General features: G+C 29.4%; 19 protein-coding genes and 1 pseudogene. 16 read left to right on the top strand and 4 right to left on the bottom strand.

What is annotated here, in order from left to right:
• Positions 1-887 precede the first annotated feature (887 nt).
• Positions 888-1,208: pseudogene (locus M9408_RS01005) on the top strand (malate:quinone oxidoreductase); the annotation flags it as partial.
• On the opposite strand, the gene M9408_RS01000 reads toward M9408_RS01005, so the two are convergent.
• The gene (locus tag M9408_RS01000; RefSeq protein WP_250257503.1) at positions 1,139-1,363 is read right to left on the bottom strand and encodes a malate:quinone oxidoreductase; all 225 of its coding nucleotides are present in this window, start codon (positions 1,361-1,363) and stop codon (positions 1,139-1,141) included. The pseudogene M9408_RS01005 and the gene M9408_RS01000 sit on opposite strands and share 70 nt — an antisense overlap.
• 669 nt (positions 1,364-2,032) lie before the next feature.
• On the opposite strand from M9408_RS01000, the gene guaB reads away from it, so the two are divergent.
• The 9 genes from guaB (at position 2,033) to upp (ending at position 12,051) form a co-directional block, all read left to right on the top strand.
• Positions 2,033-3,505, top strand: coding sequence for an IMP dehydrogenase (guaB, locus tag M9408_RS00995; protein WP_250257340.1), 1,473 nt, complete (start codon positions 2,033-2,035; stop codon positions 3,503-3,505).
• A gap of 98 nt (positions 3,506-3,603) precedes the next feature.
• Entirely contained in the window at positions 3,604-5,214 is a 1,611-nt protein-coding gene (gene guaA / locus M9408_RS00990; protein WP_250257339.1) for a glutamine-hydrolyzing GMP synthase, read from the top strand.
• A gap of 384 nt (positions 5,215-5,598) precedes the next feature.
• Complete coding sequence (locus M9408_RS00985) at positions 5,599-6,435, top strand: urease accessory protein UreD (RefSeq protein ID WP_250257338.1); 837 nt, start codon at positions 5,599-5,601, stop codon at positions 6,433-6,435.
• A 15-nt stretch (positions 6,436-6,450) separates the two neighbouring features.
• On the top strand, positions 6,451-6,753 hold the full coding sequence (locus M9408_RS00980; protein ID WP_250257337.1) for an urease subunit gamma: 303 nt from the start codon (positions 6,451-6,453) through the stop codon (positions 6,751-6,753).
• Positions 6,754-6,779: 26 nt separating this feature from the next.
• Entirely contained in the window at positions 6,780-7,088 is a 309-nt protein-coding gene (locus M9408_RS00975; RefSeq protein ID WP_250257336.1) for an urease subunit beta, read from the top strand.
• A 2-nt stretch (positions 7,089-7,090) separates the two neighbouring features.
• Entirely contained in the window at positions 7,091-8,797 is a 1,707-nt protein-coding gene (gene ureC / locus M9408_RS00970) for an urease subunit alpha (RefSeq protein ID WP_250257335.1), read from the top strand.
• A gap of 463 nt (positions 8,798-9,260) precedes the next feature.
• Entirely contained in the window at positions 9,261-9,947 is a 687-nt protein-coding gene (locus tag M9408_RS00965) for an urease accessory protein UreF (protein ID WP_250257334.1), read from the top strand.
• Positions 9,948-10,022: 75 nt separating this feature from the next.
• Positions 10,023-10,649, top strand: a complete 627-nt coding sequence (gene ureG / locus M9408_RS00960; protein WP_250257333.1) for an urease accessory protein UreG — start codon at positions 10,023-10,025, stop codon at positions 10,647-10,649.
• Between the two features lie 775 nt (positions 10,650-11,424).
• Positions 11,425-12,051, top strand: coding sequence for a uracil phosphoribosyltransferase (gene upp / locus M9408_RS00955; RefSeq protein WP_250257502.1), 627 nt, complete (start codon positions 11,425-11,427; stop codon positions 12,049-12,051).
• A gap of 217 nt (positions 12,052-12,268) precedes the next feature.
• Here the strand turns inward: upp and bcp are convergent, their stop codons facing one another.
• Positions 12,269-12,745, bottom strand: a complete 477-nt coding sequence (bcp, locus tag M9408_RS00950; protein ID WP_250257332.1) for a thioredoxin-dependent thiol peroxidase — start codon at positions 12,743-12,745, stop codon at positions 12,269-12,271.
• Positions 12,746-13,186: 441 nt separating this feature from the next.
• Between bcp and dapA the strand changes: the two genes are divergently transcribed.
• Positions 13,187-14,071, top strand: coding sequence for a 4-hydroxy-tetrahydrodipicolinate synthase (dapA, locus tag M9408_RS00945; RefSeq protein WP_250257331.1), 885 nt, complete (start codon positions 13,187-13,189; stop codon positions 14,069-14,071).
• Between the two features lie 35 nt (positions 14,072-14,106).
• The gene (gene bamC / locus M9408_RS00940) at positions 14,107-14,427 is read left to right on the top strand and encodes an outer membrane protein assembly factor BamC (RefSeq protein ID WP_250257330.1); all 321 of its coding nucleotides are present in this window, start codon (positions 14,107-14,109) and stop codon (positions 14,425-14,427) included.
• 119 nt (positions 14,428-14,546) lie between these two features.
• On the opposite strand, the gene dapE is transcribed toward bamC, so the two are convergent.
• Together dapE and tkt are read right to left on the bottom strand one after the other, a co-directional pair.
• Positions 14,547-15,707 carry a succinyl-diaminopimelate desuccinylase gene (gene dapE / locus M9408_RS00935; protein ID WP_250257329.1) on the bottom strand — a complete coding sequence of 387 codons (1,161 nt, stop codon included), beginning with the start codon at positions 15,705-15,707 and terminating at the stop codon, positions 14,547-14,549.
• Positions 15,708-15,880: 173 nt separating this feature from the next.
• A complete protein-coding gene (gene tkt, locus M9408_RS00930) occupies positions 15,881-17,887 on the bottom strand; it encodes a transketolase (RefSeq protein WP_250257328.1) in 2,007 nt (668 codons plus the stop codon).
• A gap of 1,889 nt (positions 17,888-19,776) precedes the next feature.
• Here tkt and cysP point away from each other — a divergent pair.
• From cysP to cysA, 4 genes are all read left to right on the top strand, one after another.
• A complete protein-coding gene (cysP, locus tag M9408_RS00925; protein ID WP_250257327.1) occupies positions 19,777-20,799 on the top strand; it encodes a thiosulfate ABC transporter substrate-binding protein CysP in 1,023 nt (340 codons plus the stop codon).
• Entirely contained in the window at positions 20,799-21,632 is an 834-nt protein-coding gene (gene cysT / locus M9408_RS00920; RefSeq protein ID WP_250257326.1) for a sulfate/thiosulfate ABC transporter permease CysT, read from the top strand. Before cysP ends, cysT begins: the two co-directional genes overlap by 1 nt.
• A gap of 89 nt (positions 21,633-21,721) precedes the next feature.
• Positions 21,722-22,486: a sulfate ABC transporter permease gene (locus tag M9408_RS00915; protein WP_250248886.1), complete on the top strand. Its 765-nt coding sequence runs from the start codon at positions 21,722-21,724 to the stop codon at positions 22,484-22,486.
• A 22-nt stretch (positions 22,487-22,508) separates the two neighbouring features.
• On the top strand, positions 22,509-23,576 hold the full coding sequence (gene cysA / locus M9408_RS00910; protein WP_250257325.1) for a sulfate/thiosulfate ABC transporter ATP-binding protein CysA: 1,068 nt from the start codon (positions 22,509-22,511) through the stop codon (positions 23,574-23,576).
• Positions 23,577-24,004: the final 428 nt, after the last annotated feature.

Here is a 24,004-nt window from a genome sequence, read left to right as displayed (position 1 = left end):
CAAATAACACTACCTTACCTTAACAACACCATAATCAATATACTGATGATCAATATACCCATAATAAAAACAATAAAAATCATCAATAACATACACATTCGAAACAACACTACTTTAATAATATCACATCTTAATATTTAATTATATACAAACCTTTAAATACAACATAAACCAACGCCAAATCAAATTTAAAAACCACTAAACACAACATACAACCTATTTTTTACCATTAACCAACAAAGATTTACACATAAATATTCTATACAAAAGCATCCACTGCAACAATACTACATAACAATATATACATAATTTCAACAAAATTTATAACCATTAACTTTTAAAAAAACTTATATATTTAAACTTGATTAATTACATAATTCATGATAAAATCTAACCCTGCTAGGGCGTAAGATAAGATAATATCACCCTCTACACTATATAGTGTAGAGGGTGATATTATCTTATCTTACGCCCTAGCAGGGTTAGATTTTATCATGAATTATGTAATTAATCAAGTTTAAATATATAAGTTTTTTTAAAAGTTAATGGTTATAAATTTTGTTGAAATTATGTATATATTGTTATGTAGTATTGTTGCAGTGGATGCTTTTGTATAGAATATTTATGTGTAAATCTTTGTTGGTTAATGGTAAAAAATAGGTTGTATGTTGTGTTTAGTGGTTTTTAAATTTGATTTGGCGTTGGTTTATGTTGTATTTAAAGGTTTGTATATAATTAAATATTAAGATGTGATATTATTAAAGTAGTGTTGTTTCGAATGTGTATGTTATTGATGATTTTTATTGTTTTTATTATGGGTATATTGATCATCAGTATATTGATTATGGTGTTGTTAAGGTAAGGTAGTGTTATTTGAGTGATACAAAATGAGTAATATTGTAGTTGTGAATAATAAACAACATCACTTGGTTAAAATTGAATCTTCTGTGGATGTATTGTTGGTTGGTGCTGGTATTATGAGCACTACTTTTGCTATGTTTTTGACAATTCTTGAGCCAACTTGGAAAATTCATATATATGAACGTCTTGATGAGCCGGCACGAGAAAGTTCTAATGTATGGAACAATGCTGGGACTGGACATGCGGCATTTTGCGAACTTAATTATACTCAATATAATTATAAAGATTGTTCTGTTGACATTTCAAAAGCTGTTGCTGTTAATGAAGCTTTTGAAATGTCAACAGAACAATCTTTATAATTATATTGAGTATAATTAAGTTCGCAAAATGCCGCATGTCCAGTCCCAGCATTGTTCCATACATTAGAACTTTCTCGTGCCGGCTCATCAAGACGTTCATATATATGAATTTTCCAAGTTGGCTCAAGAATTGTCAAAAACATAGCAAAAGTAGTGCTCATAATACCAGCACCAACCAACAATACATCCACAGAAGATTCAATTTTAACCAAGTGATGTTGTTTATTATTCACAACTACAATATTACTCATTTTGTATCACTCAAATAACACTACCTTACCTTAACAACACCATAATCAATATACTGATGATCAATATACCCATAATAAAAACAATAAAAATCATCAATAACATACACATTCGAAACAACACTACTTTAATAATATCACATCTTAATATTTAATTATATACAAACCTTTAAATACAACATAAACCAACGCCAAATCAAATTTAAAAACCACTAAACACAACATACAACCTATTTTTTACCATTAACCAACAAAGATTTACACATAAATATTCTATACAAAAGCATCCACTGCAACAATACTACATAACAATATATACATAATTTCAACAAAATTTATAACCATTAACTTTTAAAAAAACTTATATATTTAAACTTGATTAATTACATAATTCATGATAAAATCTAACCCTGCTAGGGCGTAAGATAAGATAATATCACCCTCTACACTATATAGTGTAGAGGGTGATATTATCTTACTATAGATTATAGTGAATTGATTTTAGTTTTCTAAATTTTGGGTGCTATTGATGTGTGTATTTGAAAATAAGTGTAAACTAACGTGATGGTTTCTTTTGATAAAGAAGCTTTGACTTTTGACGATGTGCTTATTATACCATCTCATTCGAAAGTACTTCCTACGGAGACGGTTCTAGATAGTTTGATAACTAATTCTATTTCTTTGCATATCCCTATTGCGTCTTCGGCTATGGATACGGTAACAGAATCGGGTTTAGCTATTGCTTTAGCGCAAGAAGGTGGCATAGGTTTTATTCATAAAAATATGTCTTTGGAGCAACAAATTAATGAAGTGCGTCGTGTTAAACGTTATGAAAGTGGAATAGTGGCTAATCCACAATGTGTTGCTCCTGATACAACTTTATTACGAGTAAAAGAATTGACCTCTCGTAATGGGTTTGCTGGTTATCCTGTTGTAATAGATACGAATAAACTAGTAGGAATAATCACAGGTCGGGATGTTAGGTTTGCAAGTGATTTATCAAATTATGTTTCTTCTGTTATGACCCCTAAAGAGCGTTTAGTTACAGTATTAGAAAAAGAAAACCGAAAAATAGTACTAAGAAAAATGCATGACAAAAGAGTAGAAAAAATTTTATTAATTGATTCTTTATTTAATCTTAAAGGTATGATCACTGCAAAAGATTTTGAAAAAGCAGAACGAAAACCATATGCATGCAAAGATGATTACGGACGCCTGCGTGTTGGTGCTGCTGTCGGAACAGGAAATGATTGCATAGAACGTGTTATGGGGCTAGTTAATGCCGGGATAGATGTGTTATTAGTTGATTCTTCTCATGGGCATTCAGATGGGGTTTTGAAATGTATTACAGCGATTCGTAAAATATACCCTGATTTACCTGTTGTGGGAGGTAATGTTGTTACTAAAGATGGTGCTTTAGCGTTAGTAGAATCTGGCGTTAGTGCTGTGAAAGTTGGTGTTGGACCTGGTTCTATTTGTACGACCCGTATTGTTACTGGTGTAGGAATTCCTCAAATTACAGCTATTTCTGATGTAGCAGAAGCATTAAAAAATACAGATATTCCGATTATTGCAGATGGGGGTATTAGATTTTCCGGAGATATTGCCAAAGCAATAGCTGCAGGTGCTCATTGTGTTATGATTGGTTCGTTACTGGCGGGAACAGAAGAATCGCCAGGAGATATAGAATTTTATCAAGGTAGGTCTTTTAAAACTTACCGTGGAATGGGTTCTTTAGGAGCTATGAATAAAGGATCTGCTGATCGTTATTTTCAACAACAAGGAAATGATGTTGCTTCTTGTAAATTGGTACCGGAAGGTATAGAGGGACGTGTTCCTTATAAAGGTAAGTTGGAAACTGTTGTGCATCAATTAATGGGAGGTTTACGATCCTGTATGGGTTTAACAGGTTGTATGACTATTCATGATTTAAGAACACAGACTAAATTTGTTCGTGTGAGTTATTCTGGCATACGGGAAAGTCATGTGCATGATGTAATTATAACAAAAGAATCCCCCAATTATCGTTTAAAATAATCATTTATTTGCGTCATGTATGATAATAGTTATAATATTTATTTAATTTAAAAATATGTATTATCAATTAATCATTAATTATTTTAATTAGGTAATAAATGGTTGCTTTAAGTAATAAAATAGATCATAACATAAAATGTAGTGATCATCGTATTTTAGTAATAGATTTTGGATCTCAATATACTCAATTGTTGTTAAGAAGAATCCGTGAGTTAGGTGTATATTCTGAACTTTTTTCCTGGAATATTAGTGAGTCACAAATATATTCATTTAATCCTAGTGGCATTATTCTTTCGGGGGGCCCCCATAGTGTTGCTGATCTGCATTTTCCGTCTATTCCTGAATTCGTATTTCAATTAGGTATACCCATATTTGGCATTTGTTATGGTATGCAGGTTATGTCAAAACAGTTAGGCGGAGAAGTAAAGCATTTAACAACTCAACGTGAGTTTGGTCGTACTCGAATAACACTTGTTACTGAAAGTATTCTGACAAGTGATATGTGTGATTATGTTGATGATATTACAGGTCATTCGGTACTAGATGTGTGGATGAGTCATGGAGATATAGTTACTACTATTCCTCAAGATTTTACTGTTATTGGTATTAATAAATATCAGCAAGTTGCTGTTATGGCTAATGAGGATCGGCGTTTATATGGTGTACAATTTCATCCGGAAGTTACTCACACTAAAAAAGGTAAAAATATCTTAGAACGTTTTGTCATGCGTATTTGTTCTTGCAAATCTTCATGGAAGATAGCTAATATTATTGATAATATTGTTATGGATATTCGTATGAAGGTGGGTAATGATAAAGTAATACTAGGATTTTCAGGTGGAATTGATTCTCTTGTTACAGCTTTATTGTTGCGACGCGCAGTTGGTTGTCAGTTCATTTGTATTTTTGTTGATAATGGGTTATTATTACATCGTGAATTTGATCGAATTAAGGATTTTTGTGATAAAAATTATGATTTAAAAATAATTTATGTGTCAAAAGAACAACTGTTTTTAGATGCTTTAATTGGGATTATTGATCCAGAGGAAAAAAGAAAGATAATTGGAAAAATTTTTACAGAAGTGTTTGAAGAACAAATTCGTAATTTAGTGCCTATAAAATGGTTAGTTCAAGGTACTATATATTCAGATATCATTGAATCTGGTATGTCTTTGTCTTATTTTAAAAATGTAATTAAGTCGCATCATAATGTAGGTTGTTTTTCAGGAATTATGAATGTTAAGTTACTAGAGCCTATAAGAAACTTGTTTAAGGATGAGGTTCGTAGTATTGGATTAGAATTAGGGATCCCTCGCAGTATAGTATATCGTTATCCATTTCCAGGTCCTGGTTTGGCAATTAGAATCTTAGGAGAAGTAAAGAGAGAATATTGTGATATTTTGCGTAAGGTAGATTTTATTTTTATTGAAGAACTTAAGCGTGATAATTTGTATTATAATATTAGTCAAGCTTTTGCAGTTTTCTTGCCAATACATTCAGTAGGTATACAAGGAGATCTACGTAAGTATGAATGGGTAGTTTCTTTGCGTGCAGTAGAAACCATTGATTTTATGACGGCACGTTGGGCTTATCTTCCTTATGAGTTTTTGAATAAAGTATCCAATCGTATTGTTAATGAGGTTGAGGGAATCTCTCGTGTAGTGTATGATATTTCCTCTAAACCTCCGGCTACTATTGAATGGGAATAAATATGCGTACTCTTGTGAAAATTTAAGAAGTTTTTAATAACTTTTGTTGGTTTATGCTATCTGTCTATTGAAGAGTTTGAGATGCGTATATATTTGCGGTGATTAAGAATAAGATATAATTTTTTTATCTATTTATTGTTGACAAAATATTAATAAAATTCAAATTTTTATAAAATATGAGTATCTAAAAATTGTTTATTTATATAAAATTTATAGTATATTAGTGTTTTATGATAAAGCTTTCATATGAGAAATAAAAGGTATATGTAAGTATACTTACATTATGTTGTATAATAAATAGATGGGGTTTTATTAAAAAAGTAATTTTATATGTGGCTTTTATTTTACTTTTTACAGTTACAGGTATTTTGTATTAAATTTTTAATGAATAATAAATTATCTCAGAATTTTATTGATGGTTGGTTAGGAGAGTTGGAGTTAAATTTTGCTTTGCGGAAGGGTCGCAGTGTGCTTACTAAATGTAAACACACTGGTCCTTTTTATGTAAAAAAGAGTTTTTATTCAAAAAATGATAATACCCCACATGTATATTTATTGCATCCTCCTGGTGGATTAGTTGGAGGTGATAAATTGATACTAGATGTTAAATTAGAATCAGGAAGTAGAGCATTATTAACGACACCTGGTTCTTCTAAATTTTATCGTAGTAATGGTATCCGAGCGGTTCAGAAGCATATATTTACATTAGATCGTAATACTGCTTTGGAATGGGTCCCTCAAAGCAGTATTTTTTTTCCTAAAACAAAAGCAAAAATAGATACTACTTTTATCTTAGAACAAGAATCTAAAATAATATCATTTGAAATGTCATGTTTTGTAAATTCATCATTAGGTATTTGTGTATATCCCGAAGAAGTAGATATTTTTTTAAATATTTGTTTGTCTAATTCTGTTGGTTTACAGGAAAGATTGCAGATTAATGAATCGAATTGTATTGTGAAATTAGGTGGATTTAAAATAAGTGCTTTACTTTTTGCAATTCCATCAGATGAAAAAATATTAGATATAGTGCGTAAACTTATTACATCGGTTAAATATTTTCAAGTAGGAGGTGCTACTTTATTAGACAACATTCTTGTAGTGCGATTATTAGGTAATGATAATCAATGTTTAAAAAAATTGCTTTGTAATATTTGGTATACTATACGTCCTTTTGTAATAGGAAGAAAAATGGTGCTACCTCGTATTTGGTTGACATAAGTAGAGAACTTATAAATGAAGCTATTACCCCGTGAAAAAGACAAATTATTATTATTTACAGCGGCATTGTTAGCAGAGAGGCGTCGTAATCGAGGTTTAAAATTAAATTATCCAGAAGCAATAGCGTTGATTAGTTCTGTAATTTTAGAAGGAGCGCGTGAAGGAAAAAATGTTGCTGAATTAATGGATATAGGCAGGAATATATTAACCAGAGACGAAGTCATGGTGGGAGTGCCTGAAATGATTACTAATGTACAAGTAGAAGCTACCTTTATTGATGGCACCAAATTGGTTACAATACATGACCCGATAATTTAAGAACAATTAAATGAGTATGTTTTATCATGATACCAGGTGAATTATTTATTTCTGATGGGGATATAGAATTGAATGTTGGACGACAGCGGGTATTAGTAACTGTTGTTAATTATGGAGATAGACCGATACAGATTGGTTCCCATTTTCATTTTTATGAAGTTAATACTGCTTTAAAATTTAATAGAGTTATTGTTCGTGGGTTTCGTTTAAATATTCCGTCTGGTACAGCAATTCGTTTTGAGCCAGGGCAGTCTAGAACTGTAGATCTTGTAAAATATGCAGGTGTATGTAAAATTTATGGATTTTGTAAAGCTATTATGGGTAAATTGGATTAATTATGAGTAGTATATTATCTAGACATGAGTATGCTTCTTTATTCGGACCAACTATAGGTGATTCGGTGCGATTAGCTGATACCGAATTGTGGATAAAAGTAGAAAAAGATTTTACTGTATATGGAGAAGAAGTAAAATTTGGAGGAGGTAAAGTTATACGAGATGGTATGGGTCAAGGGCAAATGAGTAGTAAAGATTGTGTTGATTTAGTATTAACTAATGTAATAATTATTGATTATTGGGGGATAGTAAAAGCAGATATTGGTATAAATAATGGTCGTATAACAGGTATTGGTAAATCGGGAAATCCAGATGTACAGCCAGATGTGACAATATTTATTGGACCTGGTACAGATGTAATATCGGCAGAAGGTAAAATAGTTACTGCCGGAGGTATTGACTCTCACATTCATTTTATTTGTCCTCAACAAGTAGAAGAAGGATTATGTTCTGGAATTACTACATTTATTGGAGGAGGTACTGGACCAACAACAGGAAGTAATGCAACAACTTGTACCCCAGGTCCTTGGTTTTTATCTCGTATGCTACAGGTAGCAGATTCCTTGCCTGTTAATGTCGGACTTACTGGTAAAGGTAGCGCCTCTTTACCTATGGCTTTAGAAGAGCAAATAATTGCTGGGGCTATTGGTTTAAAGATTCACGAAGATTGGGGGGCAACACCTGCAGCTATTGATTGTTGTTTAAATGTAGCCGATAATTTTGATGTTCAAGTTTCTATACATACTGACACTTTAAACGAATCAGGATTTGTTGAAGATACGTTATCTGCGATTAAAGGAAGAACAATACATGCTTATCATACTGAAGGTGCAGGTGGCGGACATTCACCAGATATCATACGAATATGCGGATTTAATAACGTATTACCATCATCTACTAATCCTACTATGCCTTATACTATTAATACAATAGATGAACATTTAGATATGATGATGGTTTGTCATAATCTTAATCCTAATCTTCCTGAAGATATGGCGTTTTCAGAATCTAGAATTCGTAAAGAGACAATCGCTGCTGAAGATATTTTACATGATCTTGGAGCTTTATCTATGATTTCTTCTGATTCTCAAGCCATGGGGCGAGTTGGAGAAGTTATTCTACGTACTTGGCAAACAGCTCATAAGATGAAATTACAAAGGGGTTCATTATCAGGTGATGACAAATATAATGATAATATTCGTGTAAAACGGTATATTGCTAAATATACAATTAATCCAGCAATAACCCATGGTATTTCTCATGAGGTTGGTTCCATTGAAACAGGAAAATTAGCAGATTTAGTGTTATGGTCTCCTGTTTTTTTTGGAGTTAAACCAGAAATGATAATTAAAGGCGGTATGATTAATTCTGCAACTATGGGAGATCCTAATGCTTCTATACCCACTCCACAACCAGTACATTATCGATTAATGTTTGGAGCACATGGTAATGCAAGACATGCGACACGAATGACGTTTGTGTCTAAAGTTGCTTATCATTCAGAATTAATAAATCGTTTAAAGTTGACTAGTTTAATTGGCGAAGCTTATAAGTGCAGAGATATTCAAAAAAAACATATGATTAATAATTCCTGGCAACCAATGATTGAGGTAGATCCTCAGACTTACCAAGTACGTGCAAATGGAGAATTATTAACTTGTGAACCTTCATATTCATTGCCTATGTCGCAACGTTATTTTTTATTTTAGTGTGCAATAGCGTTATGTACTTGAATATATATATATTCATAAAATTTAATATTATTTTTATTAATTGTTTAAAAATTAATTTTTTATTCTGATAGTATCAGTAATTGCTATGAGCTACTATATATTATTATAGTAATAAAATATATAGTTATATGCGTGGTTTACAATATTTAGTTACATTTAATTATATTTTATGGTTGTGTTCTACGATTAAATTTATAGATTCAAGATATGTAATAGATACAATTTTTCAAGTTTATTTAGATAGATTCTTGTTGTTATATAATAAAGCATTAATTGCTACATTTTTATATTTTGTTTATCTTGTAGCTGGATAAATATACGTATTCATAACATTATAATAATAAGTTGTGTATATGTGTATTATTATATTTAATAATCATTGAAAAATTTAAGAAATATTTATATAAATAATTTATGAATATATTGTCCTAATTGTATTATGTGTGTTACTCAGAACGAAAATTCATTATTATCTTTAATGCAGTTGATTAGTTCTAATTTTCCTTTAGGAGGATTTGCTTATTCACGAGGTTTAGAGTGGGCTGTAGAGTGTAATTGGGTAAATTCTGTAGAAACCTTTTCTGAATGGCAAAAACAATGGATTGATGGGCCATTAATTTATTTAGAGTGGCCTATGCTTAAGCGTTGCTATTATTATACTCAAATTAGAGACGAAGTTAGGTTTTTTCAATGTGTATTAAGAATTTTGTCATATCGTGATACTCGTGAGTTTAGGTTAGAAGAAAACCAACGCGGACAAGCAATGACAAAATTAATATTGCAGTGGTACCCACTTACTCGTGATGATATTTGGTTATCAGCTTTAGAGCGTAGCGGTTTGGCGTCTATAGCATGGTTAGGATGTATGTGGGGCATTCCTTTAAGAGATTTAGCGCTGGGATATGCATATAATATGTTAGAATCTTCTATAATGGCAGGATTGAAATTGATACCTTTTGGACAAAGAGCTGCTCAAAAGTTGTTAAGATATTTAATGGAATTTTTTCCAAATGCTTGGAATAAGGCGGATATGATCATGGATCATGAATTAGGAAGTAGTTTTCTATTACAATCTATAGCGTCTTCTTGTCATGAAACACAGTACTCACGATTATTTCGTTCTTAAAAATACTTGATTTGACTAAACATATAGCATATATATATGCTATATGTTTATTAATTTTAATTAAAGGGATATGTTTTGTTACGTAAAAAATATACTCAACCATTTCGTATAGGTGTAGGTGGTCCAGTAGGAACAGGTAAAACTGCATTACTTGAAGTCTTATGTAAAAAAATGAAAGATAATTATCAATTAGCAGTGGTAACCAATGATATCTATACTAAAGAAGATCAACGTATTTTAATAGATGCAAACGCTTTATCGGCTGATCGTATTATTGGTGTAGAAACTGGAGGATGCCCTCATGCTGCTATTCGTGAAGATGCCTCCATTAATTTATTAGCTATAGAAGAACTAACATATAGATTTAAGAATTTAGATATTATTTTTATTGAAAGCGGTGGAGATAATTTGAGCGCTACGTTTAGTCCTGAATTATCGGATTTAAATTTATATGTTATTGACGTAGCTGCAGGTGATAAAATACCTCGAAAAGGAGGTCCAGGTATAACACGTTCTGATTTTTTAATAATTAATAAAATTGATTTGGCTTCGTACGTAGGGGCGTCTTTAGAAATTATGGCTAGAGATACTAATTTTATGAGAAAGGGATTGCCATGGTCTTTTACTAATTTAAAAATAGGTCATGGGGTACAATTTGTTGTGGATTTTATTTTAGAGAAGCGGTTATCTTTGTTAATTTAAATTATATAGGGTTTTGATAAATAATAATAATAATTTTTTATGGGTAGGCAATGTAAAATTAGTTAGTTTTATTTTAATAAAGGTTAGTTGTAAATATTGTATTTTTATTTAAATAATTATAATTTATTGTTTGATACAATGGAGCAATTCCTATCGTTGTTTTTATTATAATTCCAGGCATTTATAGAAGCATATATTAACCTGATAAATAATATCATAAAACTGATGAATAATACCCATTTAGTAATACGTACTTTTGTTTTCTTTTTTTTCATACAAATAACTAGTATCTTTATTTCAAGAGTTACAAAATAATATAATTTAATATAATTGTCATAAATTTTTGTGTAAATATATATAGTTTGTTAAATAAAATTATTTTTATTAAACAAACTTAGGAGTTGTATAAATCAGTGATTATTACCAAAGTTGTATTAAATATAAGAACATCATATCATAAACAATATTTTTATATTGTTTATGATATGATGTTCTTATATTTTTAAGATAATTATTTGTTCAAATAGTCAATAATATCCAGTCAAATTATATTATATGTCTTAAATATTAAGATTTGATTTATGTTATATATAGAAAATAAATGATGTAATCAATTTTTGTATAGGTTCCCATATTATCATTATTATTCTACAAATATCAATTAAATAATATTTTATATTTATTTTCATAAATTTATGAATATTATTATAAATGGTAATTAGAAAGTACAACTTTTCAGATTTGAAAATTTACTTTCATGGAGAATAAAATTGATATGAAAATAGTTGAGATTAGGCATCCATTAGTTCAACACAAATTAGGACTGATGCGTATTTGTGATATTAGTACTAAACGTTTTAGAGAGTTATCTGCAGAATTAGGAAGTTTATTAACTTATGTAGCTACTGATGATTTAGAAGTAGAAATAGTAACTATTAAAGGATGGTGTGGATTAGTAAAAATTGCGCGTATTAAAGGCAAAAAAATAACAGTAGTGCCAATCTTAAGAGCTGGACTAGGTATGATGAATGGTGTATTGAAGCATCTTCCAAGTGCACGTATTAGTATAATAGGGATTTATCGTAATGAAATTACTCTTGAGCCGATTCCGTATTTTCATAAATTAGTTTCTAATATAAATGAACGTATGGCAATGGTGTTAGATCCTATGCTGGCTACTGGTGGATCAATAATTGCTACTATTGATTTATTAAAAAAATTTGGATGTAATAATATAAAAGTTTTGTCGATAGTAGCAGCTCCGGAGGGCATTGAAGCCTTGGAAAAAAAACATCCAGATATTGAATTATATTTAGCTTCTGTAGATCAAAAAATTAACAAACATGGTTACATTATTCCAGGATTTGGAGATGCTGGTGATAAAACATTTGGAACTAAATAATGTATAATTTTTTATGTAATTAAAAATTATTTATTTAATATAAATATATATATTTTTATTAACAAATAAATTCAGTATGTTATTTATGACAAATGTTTATATTATGAACGTATATATATTATTAACAATTATTAAATATTAATGGTATTGATTTTTATATACTAAAGTAGTACTGTTGGTATAGCTTATATCGGGGTTATATGAAAAATTATTTACTTTATGTTATTATTTGATTATTTAGATAACGTAATATAATTTGGTCATGCTCAACAGGTTTAAAATGTGCAAATACTTGTTCTACAGAGCCGGTGGCATCTATTATAAAACTAACACGATGTACTCCATTATATATTTTCCCCATAAATTTTTTTTCTCCCCATGCTCCAAATTTCTTCGTAACTTTGTAGTGTTCATCAGAAAGTAAAGTAAAACGTAACATTTCTTTTTCATGAAATTTTAAAAGTTTTTCTGGTTTATCGTTGCTAATTCCAATTATTTCTACGTCTAATTTCCTAAATATATCGATATTGTCTCTTAATTTACATGCTTGTATGGTACATCCTGGTGTCATAGCTTTAGGATAAAAGTAAATAAGAACTTTTTTTCCTATAAAAAAACAAAGATCGACTAAAATACCATCTTGATCAGGTAAAATAAAGTGAGGTGCTTTATCTCCAGGTTGCAATAATGTCATAGTAATATATTCCATTGAATAATTAATAAATTTTTAAAATTGATTACACTTTAATACTACTTTAAAATTTTGTATATAATATAATTAAATTATTTAAAAGAGTTTCATATCTACATATGATGGTATTTAAAAAATTACCATAAAAATAACAGAGGATTGTTTTAAATGACTATTTAGTATTGGATATATCCTTAACGAATAATAATTTACTTAATAATCAAAAATATAATGAAAATAATTTTTAATTCATTTAAAATTATTAAACAATGGTAAATAATATGTATATTCATAAATAAGTATAACTATAATATGTAACTATAAAAATTGTAATATTACTTTCTATTCAAATGAAATTAAATAAGTTTATGTTTGCTCTTGTTTAGTCAGGTCTTATTAAATGTAAAAAACCTTGTATATTAAGTTTATTGGAGATGATAATTCATGTTTACTGGAAGTATAGTTGCTTTAATAACCCCAATGGATTTAAAAGGTTCCGTAGATTGGATAAGTTTGAAAAAGCTTGTTGATTATCATGTAATCAGTGGTACATCAGCTATTGTTTCTGTCGGAACGACAGGGGAAATGTCCGGGCTTACACAGGAAGAACATGTTGACGTGGTCATGAAAACTTTAGAGTTTAGTGATGGTAGGTTGCCAATTATAGCGGGTACGGGCGCAAATTCGACAGCAGAAGCTGTTTTATTAACTAATAAATTTAATAATAGCGATATAGCGGCTTGTTTAAGTGTAACACCCTATTATAATCGTCCTAATCAAGAAGGGTTATTTCAGCATTTTAAAGCTATTTCAGAAAGCACAGAATTACCACAGATATTATATAATGTTCCGTTGCGTACTGGCTGTGATATGGTGCCGAGTACTGTTTCTCGTTTATCCAAGATAAAAAATATAATTGGGATTAAAGAGGCGACAGGAAATTTAAACAGAGTTAATCAATTAAAACAGCTGGTTCATGAAGATTTTATTTTATTAAGTGGAGATGACTTAAGCGCATTAGATTTTATAAAACTGGGAGGAGTTGGGGTAATTTCTGTTACTGCTAATATTGCTGCAAAAGAAATGGCTGATTTATGTAAATTAGCAAACAAAAAAGATTTTTTAAATGCACAACACATTAATCAACGCTTGATGCCTGTGCATCAAGCGTTATTTATTGATTCTAATCCTATACCAGTAAAATGGGCTTGTAAAGAATTAGGATTAATTTCATGTGATACTTTACGTTTACCTATGACTTATTTATCTAAAGTAGATCGTCATGTGTTAAAGAAGGCTTTAATAGATTCAGAATTATTTTATACTTAATATAGTCATAAGTAATTATTTATATAAGGGTTGTAATGTTAACTTTTTTAGAGATTTTATGTGTGATATTTCTGTCGGCTTGTTGTTCTTCTGAAATATTATATAAGGAAAATCGTTGTAAACTTAGTGGGAATTTAGAGTATTTAGATACTGTAGCTTTATTAGAATTAAATTTACCAGAAGATTTAGATATTTTATTGCCTGTATCATATGATGATTATGTTATTCCAAAAATTAGTAATGTTAATGATGCTAATACTCAAAAAATAGGTAAAAAGTTAAATATATGCCCTCCTCCTGTAGTATTTCTTACAGAAACAACGCATACATCTTGTTTAATTAATGCTGAGGATTGATTAAATTGGAATACATCAAAAAATTTTTGTCATATTATTTATGTTTGAGTATATAGAAATATATATAGGTATTATGAAAATTACATTAAAGTACGTATAACAAATAATATTTTTTATATTTATTGTCGATATAGAAGTAAATCTTCTATTATTTTTTGATATATAGAGCTAAGTAATTTTAAATCTGCTAAGTCAATATATTCGTTGACTTTATGGATAGTATGATTACGTGCGCCTAATTCTATAACTTCTGCTCCCATTTTAGCTATAAAACGCCCATCAGAAGTGCCTCCTGTAGTTTCTAAACAAGGCTCAAGTTTTTGATAATATTTAATAGCATTGACTACAACATTAGTTAATTTTCCTGGATTGCTAAAATAAGGTTCTGCAGAAAGTTTCCAATCAATATTATAAGTTAAAGAATGATATTCAAGTATTTTTTTTATACATTTTTTAATATCTTCAATAGAAGATTTATTATTAAAGCGAAAATTAAAGTCTAATGTAATTGTATGCGGTATAATATTATTATTTACGTTGTTATTTGTGTAAATATTGGTAATTTGCATAGTAGTAGGAGGAAAGAATATATTTTTATCTTGATCCCATGTAGTATTTAGGAACTCTGATAATGTTGGAATAACTAAATGTATTGGGTTTTTTGAGAATTGAGGATACGCTACGTGTCCTTGCGATCCATATATTGTTAATTTTCCTATAAGTGACCCACGTCTTCCATTTTTTATAACATCTCCTATTTGATGTTGACTAGATGGTTCGCCTACTATGCAATAATCTATATGTTCGTTGCGTATTGTTAAAGATTCTACAACTTTTGTAGTTCCATTGATTCCAGTTCCTTCTTCGTCAGAGGTAATAAGAAATGCGAGGCGACCTTGATAATTAGGATGTGTGTTTATAAAATTATCAGAAGCAACTAACATAGCAGCTAACGCGCCTTTCATATCTACCGCGCCTCGTCCGTGCAACGCATTATCATGTATTATTCCTGAGAATGGGGGATAATTCCAGGATTGTAGGTTTCCAGGGTCTACCACATCAGTATGCCCAAGAAATAATAATGTGTGTTGTTGTTGTTGTTTTTTATCGCCATGATACGCCCAAATATTAAAAGTATCATCAAATTGCATGAGTTCTATATTAAAGTTTAATTTTTGTAAATAATCTATAATTATTTCATGGCAACTATTGTTTCTTGGATATACTGATGGTTGTTTAATTAATTTTTGAGCTAACATTTCTAGCTTAGAAAAATTCATATTGTATGGTCCTATTTATAGTTATAGATTAAAAGTATTTTAAGTTTAATCACTACATATCTGACATTATAAACTAATATGTCCAAATATTGATTTGGACATATTAGTTTAATTACATATGCTATATAAATTAAAGTACTAATATATTTTGTGCATAAAAATTTTATGATTATTTATTTATTAGCAAATTTATTTAATAATTTATATGATTTTTCAATTATGTAATCTACAGTAAAGTTAAAAAATTTAAATAGTTGATTTGATGGGGCTGATTTTCCAAATGTATTCATACCTATTATTTCACCGTGTAATCCAACATATTTGTACCAATAATCACTACTACTAGCTTCAATAGCTAGTCTACTAATTATTGTATTCGGCAATACGTGTTCACGGTATGATGTGTTTTGTCGATCAAATATGTTAGTAGAAGGTAAGGAAACAACTCGTACTTTATATCCTTCATTAGTTAGGTGGCGATATGAATTTATAGCTAGTATTATTTCTGATCCGGTAGCAATTATAATTAATTCAGGTACTCCTTGACAATCTTTAAGAATGTACCCTCCTCGAACAATATTGTTAATTTGTGCTGATGTGCGTTCTTGTTGTATAAGATTTTGTCTAGATAAAACTAATGCAGTTGGGCCATGATGTTCAATTGCAGCTTTCCAAGCCACTGCTGTTTCTACTTGATCACAGGGACGCCATACTGTTAAATTTGGAGTCATACGCAAATTTGATAATTGTTCTATAGGTTGATGAGTCGGACCATCTTCTCCTAATCCAATAGAATCATGAGTATAAATCATAATATGATGACTATTCATTAATGCCGCCATACGAACTGCATTACGCGCGTATTCAACAAATGTTAAAAATGTAGCAGTATAGGGTAAAAAAGCTCCATAATTAGCAATACCATTAGCAATTGCAGTCATACCGAATTCTCGTACACCGTAATGAATATAATTACCAGCATTATTTTTCATGACAGAAGAAGATTGTGACCAAGTTGTTAAATTACTGGGTGTTAAATCTGCAGATCCGCCAAAAAGCTCAGGTAGTTTTTTGGAAAAAGATTCAATTGTAATTTGAGAAGCTTGACGTGTAGCAATATTTTGAGGGTTCATTTGTAAGTTTTCAATAAATTTTTGTGTTTTCTTGTGCCAATCATTAGGTAGTTTTCGCTGTATTCGTCTTATTAATTCTTTTGCTAAATCAGGATAAGTTAGTGTGTATTGATAAAATAGTTTCTTCCAAGCGTCTTCTTTCTCTTGACCTATTATTTTAGCATTCCACAATTTATATATTTTTTTAGGTATAACAAATGGAGGTTCATTCCAATGAAGCATTTTTCGCGTAGCAGCTACCTCTTCTTGTCCTAGCGGAGCACCATGCGCACTGTGTGTCCCACTTTTATTTGGCGACCCAAAGGCAATAATAGTGTTACATATTAATAGTGATGGTTTATTTAATATGGATTTAGCTTGGTCAATTGCAATTTTAATAGAATCTCTATTATGTCCGTTTATATTACGTATTACATTCCATCCATAGGATTCAAAGCGCATAGCAGTATCATCCGTGAACCATTCTGTTACATCACCATCTATAGAAATACCATTGTTATCATAAAACATAATTAGTTTATTTAGTTTCATAGTTCCAGCTAACGAGCAAGCTTCATGAGAAATACCTTCCATCATGCATCCGTCTCCTAAAAATACATAAGTATAATGATCAATGATATTAAATTGTATACGATTAAATTGAGCCGCTAGTGTCCGCTCGGCAATTGCTAATCCTACAGCATTAGCTAGGCCTTGTCCTAATGGTCCTGTCGTAACTTCTACTCCATCAGTATGTCTATATTCTGGATGTCCAGGCGTTTTAGAATTTAATTGTCTAAAACTTTTTAGATCTTCTATAGATATGGAGTATCCAGTTAAATGCAGTATGCTATATAATAACATTGATCCGTGTCCATTAGACAGAACAAATCTATCTCGATTAATCCAATTTGGGTTGCTTGGATTATGATTTATGTAATCCCTCCATAATACTTCTGCAATATCAGCCATACCCATGGGACAACCAGGGTGTCCTGAATTAGCCTGTTGTATAGCATCTATGCTTAGTATACGTATAGCATTAGCTAATATTTTATTTGTTAACATAAAGCGTTTTCCTAATATTTAATTTTTAATTAAAAGGATTATTAAAATAAATTGTCTCTTTATAGAGAATTGTCGAGTGCACTGAATAATTTTTATATAGCCATGTTATTTATATTATATTTTAAAAACGAATGATATAAAAATAGGTTTATTAAATATTTTATCTACGAGAGAAAATAAAAATATTTAGGAATTTGTATATTTAAGACTAATGTTTTAGTAATTATTGAAAAATAATTACATAATTATATATAATCGTATTTATGGTTTGCTTATCTGCATGATAGTTAACTAACATTGATAATTAATCATATGATAGTAATATTGTTTATAGCAAGAATAATTTTTATTATTTTACACATAATGGCATAATTATGAATATATTATTTTATTTGATAAATATATTGATAGTATTCATTGTAAATAATATTTAAAAATATATGAATTAAAATATATATTTTATTTTGATATATACAGTTTTTTAATTAAAAGGAAGTAATTTCATTCAATGAAATTAGATATTATTGTTATTTTAATTTTTATGTGATTTTAATATCTTTTTGAAAATTAGATCAAATAATTAATAGTAATATACGATTTATCTGTGTTTTTTTATGATTTATTTTAATTAATTTATCATATTTTTATTGTTGTTTATTTGTTGTAAATGATGTCATTTTTTATGTCGGTAGATATGTATCTAGATATTTTATAAAAAATTTTAGTGTTTATATTTATTATTAATTTGTTAATTATGTAAGTACATATTATTTATTTTTTAGCAAGAATAGATTATCTTTAAGTAATATGTAATAGATAGAGAGACATTGATTTTAAAATAAGAGATGAATGAACGATAATAGCATTACGTAAATTGTGATAGTTAATTTTTTATATTAGGTTTTTGTTTACGTTTAGGCTATGTGTTATATAGCTATATGGAGGGATCTTGAATTATTTGATTGATTAATTACCGTTTAGTATGGAGCAATCATAGTGAGATAGCGATAATGATTTCCTGACCCTGTATGATTGATGATTTGAGTTGTGTGTATTTATATTATTTATAAAAATAGTAAAAGTTCAATAGCATTGTAGAATTAAATTAAAGAGTTATTAATTTTTTAGATCGAATAAGAGTATATTGGGTTGTGTATATATTGTTATAATAAATGAGGTGATAATTTGAGATGAGTAGAATAAAAGATGCAGTTTATGTTTGATATTCAATAATTACTTTTTTAAGTAATAGTTTAAATATTATGTAATGAATACATCCATTAGTGCTCAAATAATTTTTTAATTAAATTTAAGATAGGTATTTTTAGTTTAAAACGAGTGATTTATACATATAAAAAACCCAATTATATAATGGATTTTATATAGAGATAATAATACTTAGATATTTTGTTCTAATAAATAAAGTATTTGATTTGAATTTTAATTATATAATTTTTATTTATATATAAATATATGTATATATAATTATTTCAAGTTTTTATTGTATTAATGAAGAAAATTTTTAGTTTTTGTGTAGAATCATTTTAATTATCGGTTCTGTTATGAAATGACTGTTTGATTTATTTTAAAAATAAATATATAGAAATATTTTATGTTTTATTGTACATTAATAATCATTTCATTATTGTAGTAGTTTATTTTTATAAATATATAAAAAATATAAACTTTTATTAATTAATAAATTATTAATTATAAATTAATTCTATTTTATTAAAAAATATTGTTTGTATATTAGTAATTGATTAATTATTTTTTAAGTAAATATATATTTATACACGATCTATTTCACAAACGTATACATTATATATCATATTTCTCTGGAATAAAAGAAAATTTATTTTAATAATCGTGTTTATATTTGGATACATATGATTATTGCACGTATTTTTTTAAAAACAATTAGAGCAACAGTGTTGTTGTACTGCATTTTTTATGCTTCAGTTTTTGGAACTGTTTTATTAAATAGTTCGTATGACGTGTCTAGAGAGTTGTTTTTAGAGATTAATTCTAATTTTATTAAATATTGGAAGGATAAAAACCCCGAAGACACATTAATTATTCGGCAGTCTCATGCAGGATCTACCAGGCAAGCTATGGCTATCTTACAAGGATTGCGAGCAGATGTAGTTACTTATAATCAGGTAATAGATGTACAAATTTTACACGATCGTGGGAAATTAATTCCTGAAGACTGGCAAGATCGATTACCTAATCGTAGTTCGCCATTTTATTCAACTATGGTTTTTTTGGTAAGACAAGGCAATCCAAAAGGAATTTATAATTGGCATGATTTAACTAATGAGGGGGTGAAGATAGTATTTCCTAATCCTAAAACTTCTGGAAATGGCCGTTATACTTATTTAGCTGCTTGGAATGTATTTTTTAAAAACAGTAATGAAAATATAGAGCAAACTAGATTTTGGATGCAAAAGTTTTTACAAAATGTAGTAGTATTTGATACTGGAGGACGTGCCGCTACTTCTACTTTTATTGATCGAAATCAAGGGGATGTATTAATTAATTTTGAATCTGAAGCAAAATTAGTACAGAAGCAACATGGATCTGATAACTATGATATTGTAATACCTAAACCTAATATTTTGGTGGAATTTCCAGTGACTTGGATAGATAGAAATGTTCTCCGAAATGGAACTGAAAATGTAGCACAAGCTTATTTAAATTATCTGTATACTCCTTCAGCGCAAAAGATTATCACTAAGTTTGGGTATCGTGTAAATACAATGGATGTTATTCCAATGTATCAGGATGGATCTGTTGAGAATCAATTATTTAGGATAGAAGATCAGTATGGTAATTGGAATATTCTTATGGAGACACATTTTAGGCGTGGAGGTGAATTGGATAAATTATTATCAGTAGGACATCGTTGATGTTATTTTTTTCAGTTAAATATGTGTTGCCTGGATTTGGCATAGCTCTTGGCAGCAGTTTATTGTTTGTTTGCTTGATTTTATTATTACCTTTGAGTGCATTAGTAATGCAATTATCTCAAATGAGTGTTTATCAATATTGGGATATAATTACAGATCCAGCATTATTAGTCTCCTATAAAATTACCTTATTATCTGCTGGATTAGCAACATTATTTAACGCTGTATTTGGTATGCTGGTATCGTGGGTAATAACTAGATACAGATTTCCTGGTAAGAAATTATTAGATGCATTAATAGATTTACCTTTTGCTTTACCTACTGCAGTAGCAGGATTGACTTTAGCAACATTATTTTCAACATCAGGTTGGTATGGCAGTTGGTTATCTCGAGTAGGTATTACAGTATCATATACGTGGATAGGCATATCTATTGCTATGATTTTTACAAGTATTCCATTTGTAGTACGTACGGTACAGCCAGTATTAGAAGAGTTTTCCGAAGAATATGAAGAAGTAGCAAAGACTCTTGGCGCTGATTATTGGCAAATCTTTTATAATATAATTTTTCCGGAATTGGCGCCAGCTTGGTTATCTGGTGTGGTGTTATCTTTTATCCGAAGCTTAGGTGAATTTGGAGCAGTCATTTTCATTGCTGGAAATATTGCATGGAAGAATGAGGTGATATCTTTAATTATTTTTATTCGTTTACAAGAATTTGATTACCCAGCAGCTAGTGCTATTGCTTCTGTAATTTTGATGATTTCTTTATTATTATTATTGTTTACTAACATGTTTCAATTACGAATAAATCGGAGGTTTAAAGGATTTTAGTGATAAACATATTTAATAATTATGTAAATAGAAATAATAATTGTATTGGTCGTATTACATTGAGCCAATGGGTTCTAATTAGTTTAACTATGTTTATATCAACAGTGTTATTGTTGGTTCCTTTAATTATGATCTTTGTATCTGCTTTTTCAGAAGGATTAAAAGTAGTCAGAATAAATTTGATTGATAAAGATATGATGCATGCAATTTTTTTAACGGTTGTTGTAGCGTTATTTACTGTACCTATCAATATATTTTTTGGAGTGTTAATGGCTTGGTTAGTAACTCGTTTTAAATTTTATGGAAGACAACTTTTATTAGTTTTTTTAAATATACCTATTGCTGTTTCTCCAGTAATTGCTGGATTATTATATCTGTTACTTTATACAAACAATAATGTAATCGCAAATTGGCTGGATTTGTATAACATACAAATAATATTTACGTGGTTGGGAGTAGTATTAGTTACTATTTTTGTCACTTGTCCTTTTGTAGTACATGAGCTTGTTCCGGTGATGGCAAATAGAGGAAGACAGGAAGATGAGGCAGCAGTACTGCTTGGGGCTTCTGGTTGGATGATGTTTCGTTATGTTACTTTTCCAAATATCCGTTGGGCTTTATTATATGGCGCCATCTTAACTAATGCTCGTGCTATTGGTGAGTTTGGAGCAGTATCCATAGTCTCAGGGTTGATACGTGGTGAAACATATACTTTATCACTATATGTAGAGTTATTATACCAAGATTATAATACTGTTGGCGCATTTGTTGCCGCATCATTATTAGCTTCTATTTCAATTATTATGTTGTTTATGAAGAATTATTTACAAAGTCGTTTGAAACGTATGAATTAATATTTGTGACCAGGGATAAGAAATGAGTATTGAAATAGATGGGATCACTAAATTTTTTGGTCATGACAAAGTATTAACTAATATTTCTTTACATATTGCATCTGGAGAAATTATAGCATTATTGGGCCCGTCTGGTTCTGGTAAAACAACATTACTACGTGTTATTGCTGGATTAGAACAACATAATAGTGGTTGTTTGCGTTTTAGAGGTAAAGACGTAAGTCAGCTTAGTGCACGTGATCGTCATGTTGGTTTTGTTTTTCAAAATTATGCTTTATTTCGTCATATGACAGTATCGGATAATATTTCTTTTGGTATAAGAATGTTACCACGTCATAAACGTCCAAGTTCTCATGCAATTAATAAAAAAGTTATGCAGTTGTTAACTATGGTTCAATTAGAAGGTTTAGGTAATAGATATCCCGCTCAACTTTCTGGAGGGCAGAAACAACGTGTTGCTTTAGCGCGTTCTTTAGCAATTGAACCAGAAATCTTGCTACTAGACGAACCTTTCGGGGCATTGGATACTCAAGTTAGAAAAGAATTACGTCGTTGGCTTCGTAGATTGCATAGTGAATTTAAATTCACTAGTGTTTTTGTTACACATGACCAAGAAGAAGCGATGGAAGTTGCTAATAGGATAGTGGTGATGAATCGAGGAATTATTGAACAAATAGGTACACCTAAAGATATTTGGTATGTTCCAGCTACTCGTTTTGTTTTAGAGTTTTTAAGTGAAGTTAATTGTCTACAAGGCATAGTATGTGGCTCAGAACTATCTATTGGTTCTTATCATTGGTCTTTACCATATGTGCCTGCTTTACAAGGAAAAGTAGAAGTATTTTTTCGTCCTTGGGAAATGGATATTAGTAAAGAATTTAATGTATTGCATCCATTACCAGCTAAGATTGTTAATGTTAGTTTGCATGGATTTTATTGGCAATTAAGTGTAGAACCTTTGGGATGGCATCGAGATTTATTGACTATAATTTTAGGGATTAGGGATATTTTTGGTATTCCAGAATGTGGATCATGTTGTTATTTAAGCGGTCGTAATGCACGATTATTTTCAGGAGAAATGGCATTATAAGTGTAAGTAATAATTATTTGTTTTTGGAGATGATTTAATGATATTAAAGATAGAATGTAAGTAATAATTGACGTTAGTTTTATTTGTGTGGCCATGTTGTGGCAAATGGATGTATAAATAATTTCATGATTCTCTTAGATTTAAGTGCTGTACATGAAAAGACTTGGTTTTGATTCGTGTGTGAATTATAAGATTTTCAAAATAGTTGAGTAAACAAGCTAATAAAGGATATTATGAAAATTATATAGAGTAAGTAATAAAATATTTTGTATAGAAATATATACTCGATAAGGTAAATTTATAGTCTATATATTTTTACGTTGTTTTTATTTATAAATACGTGTATTAATATAGATAAATTTTTTATAGATTATCTAGTCTGATAGACTTATGAAGTTATTATTTTTTAGGTTATATTTTCATGGTAG

It is taken from the genome of Candidatus Blochmannia vicinus (assembly GCF_023586525.1).
Lineage (GTDB): Bacteria > Pseudomonadota > Gammaproteobacteria > Enterobacterales > Enterobacteriaceae > Blochmanniella > Blochmanniella vicinus.
The sequence above is the reverse complement of the archived record's forward strand: the minus strand, read 5'-3'. Positions and strand labels throughout refer to the sequence as shown.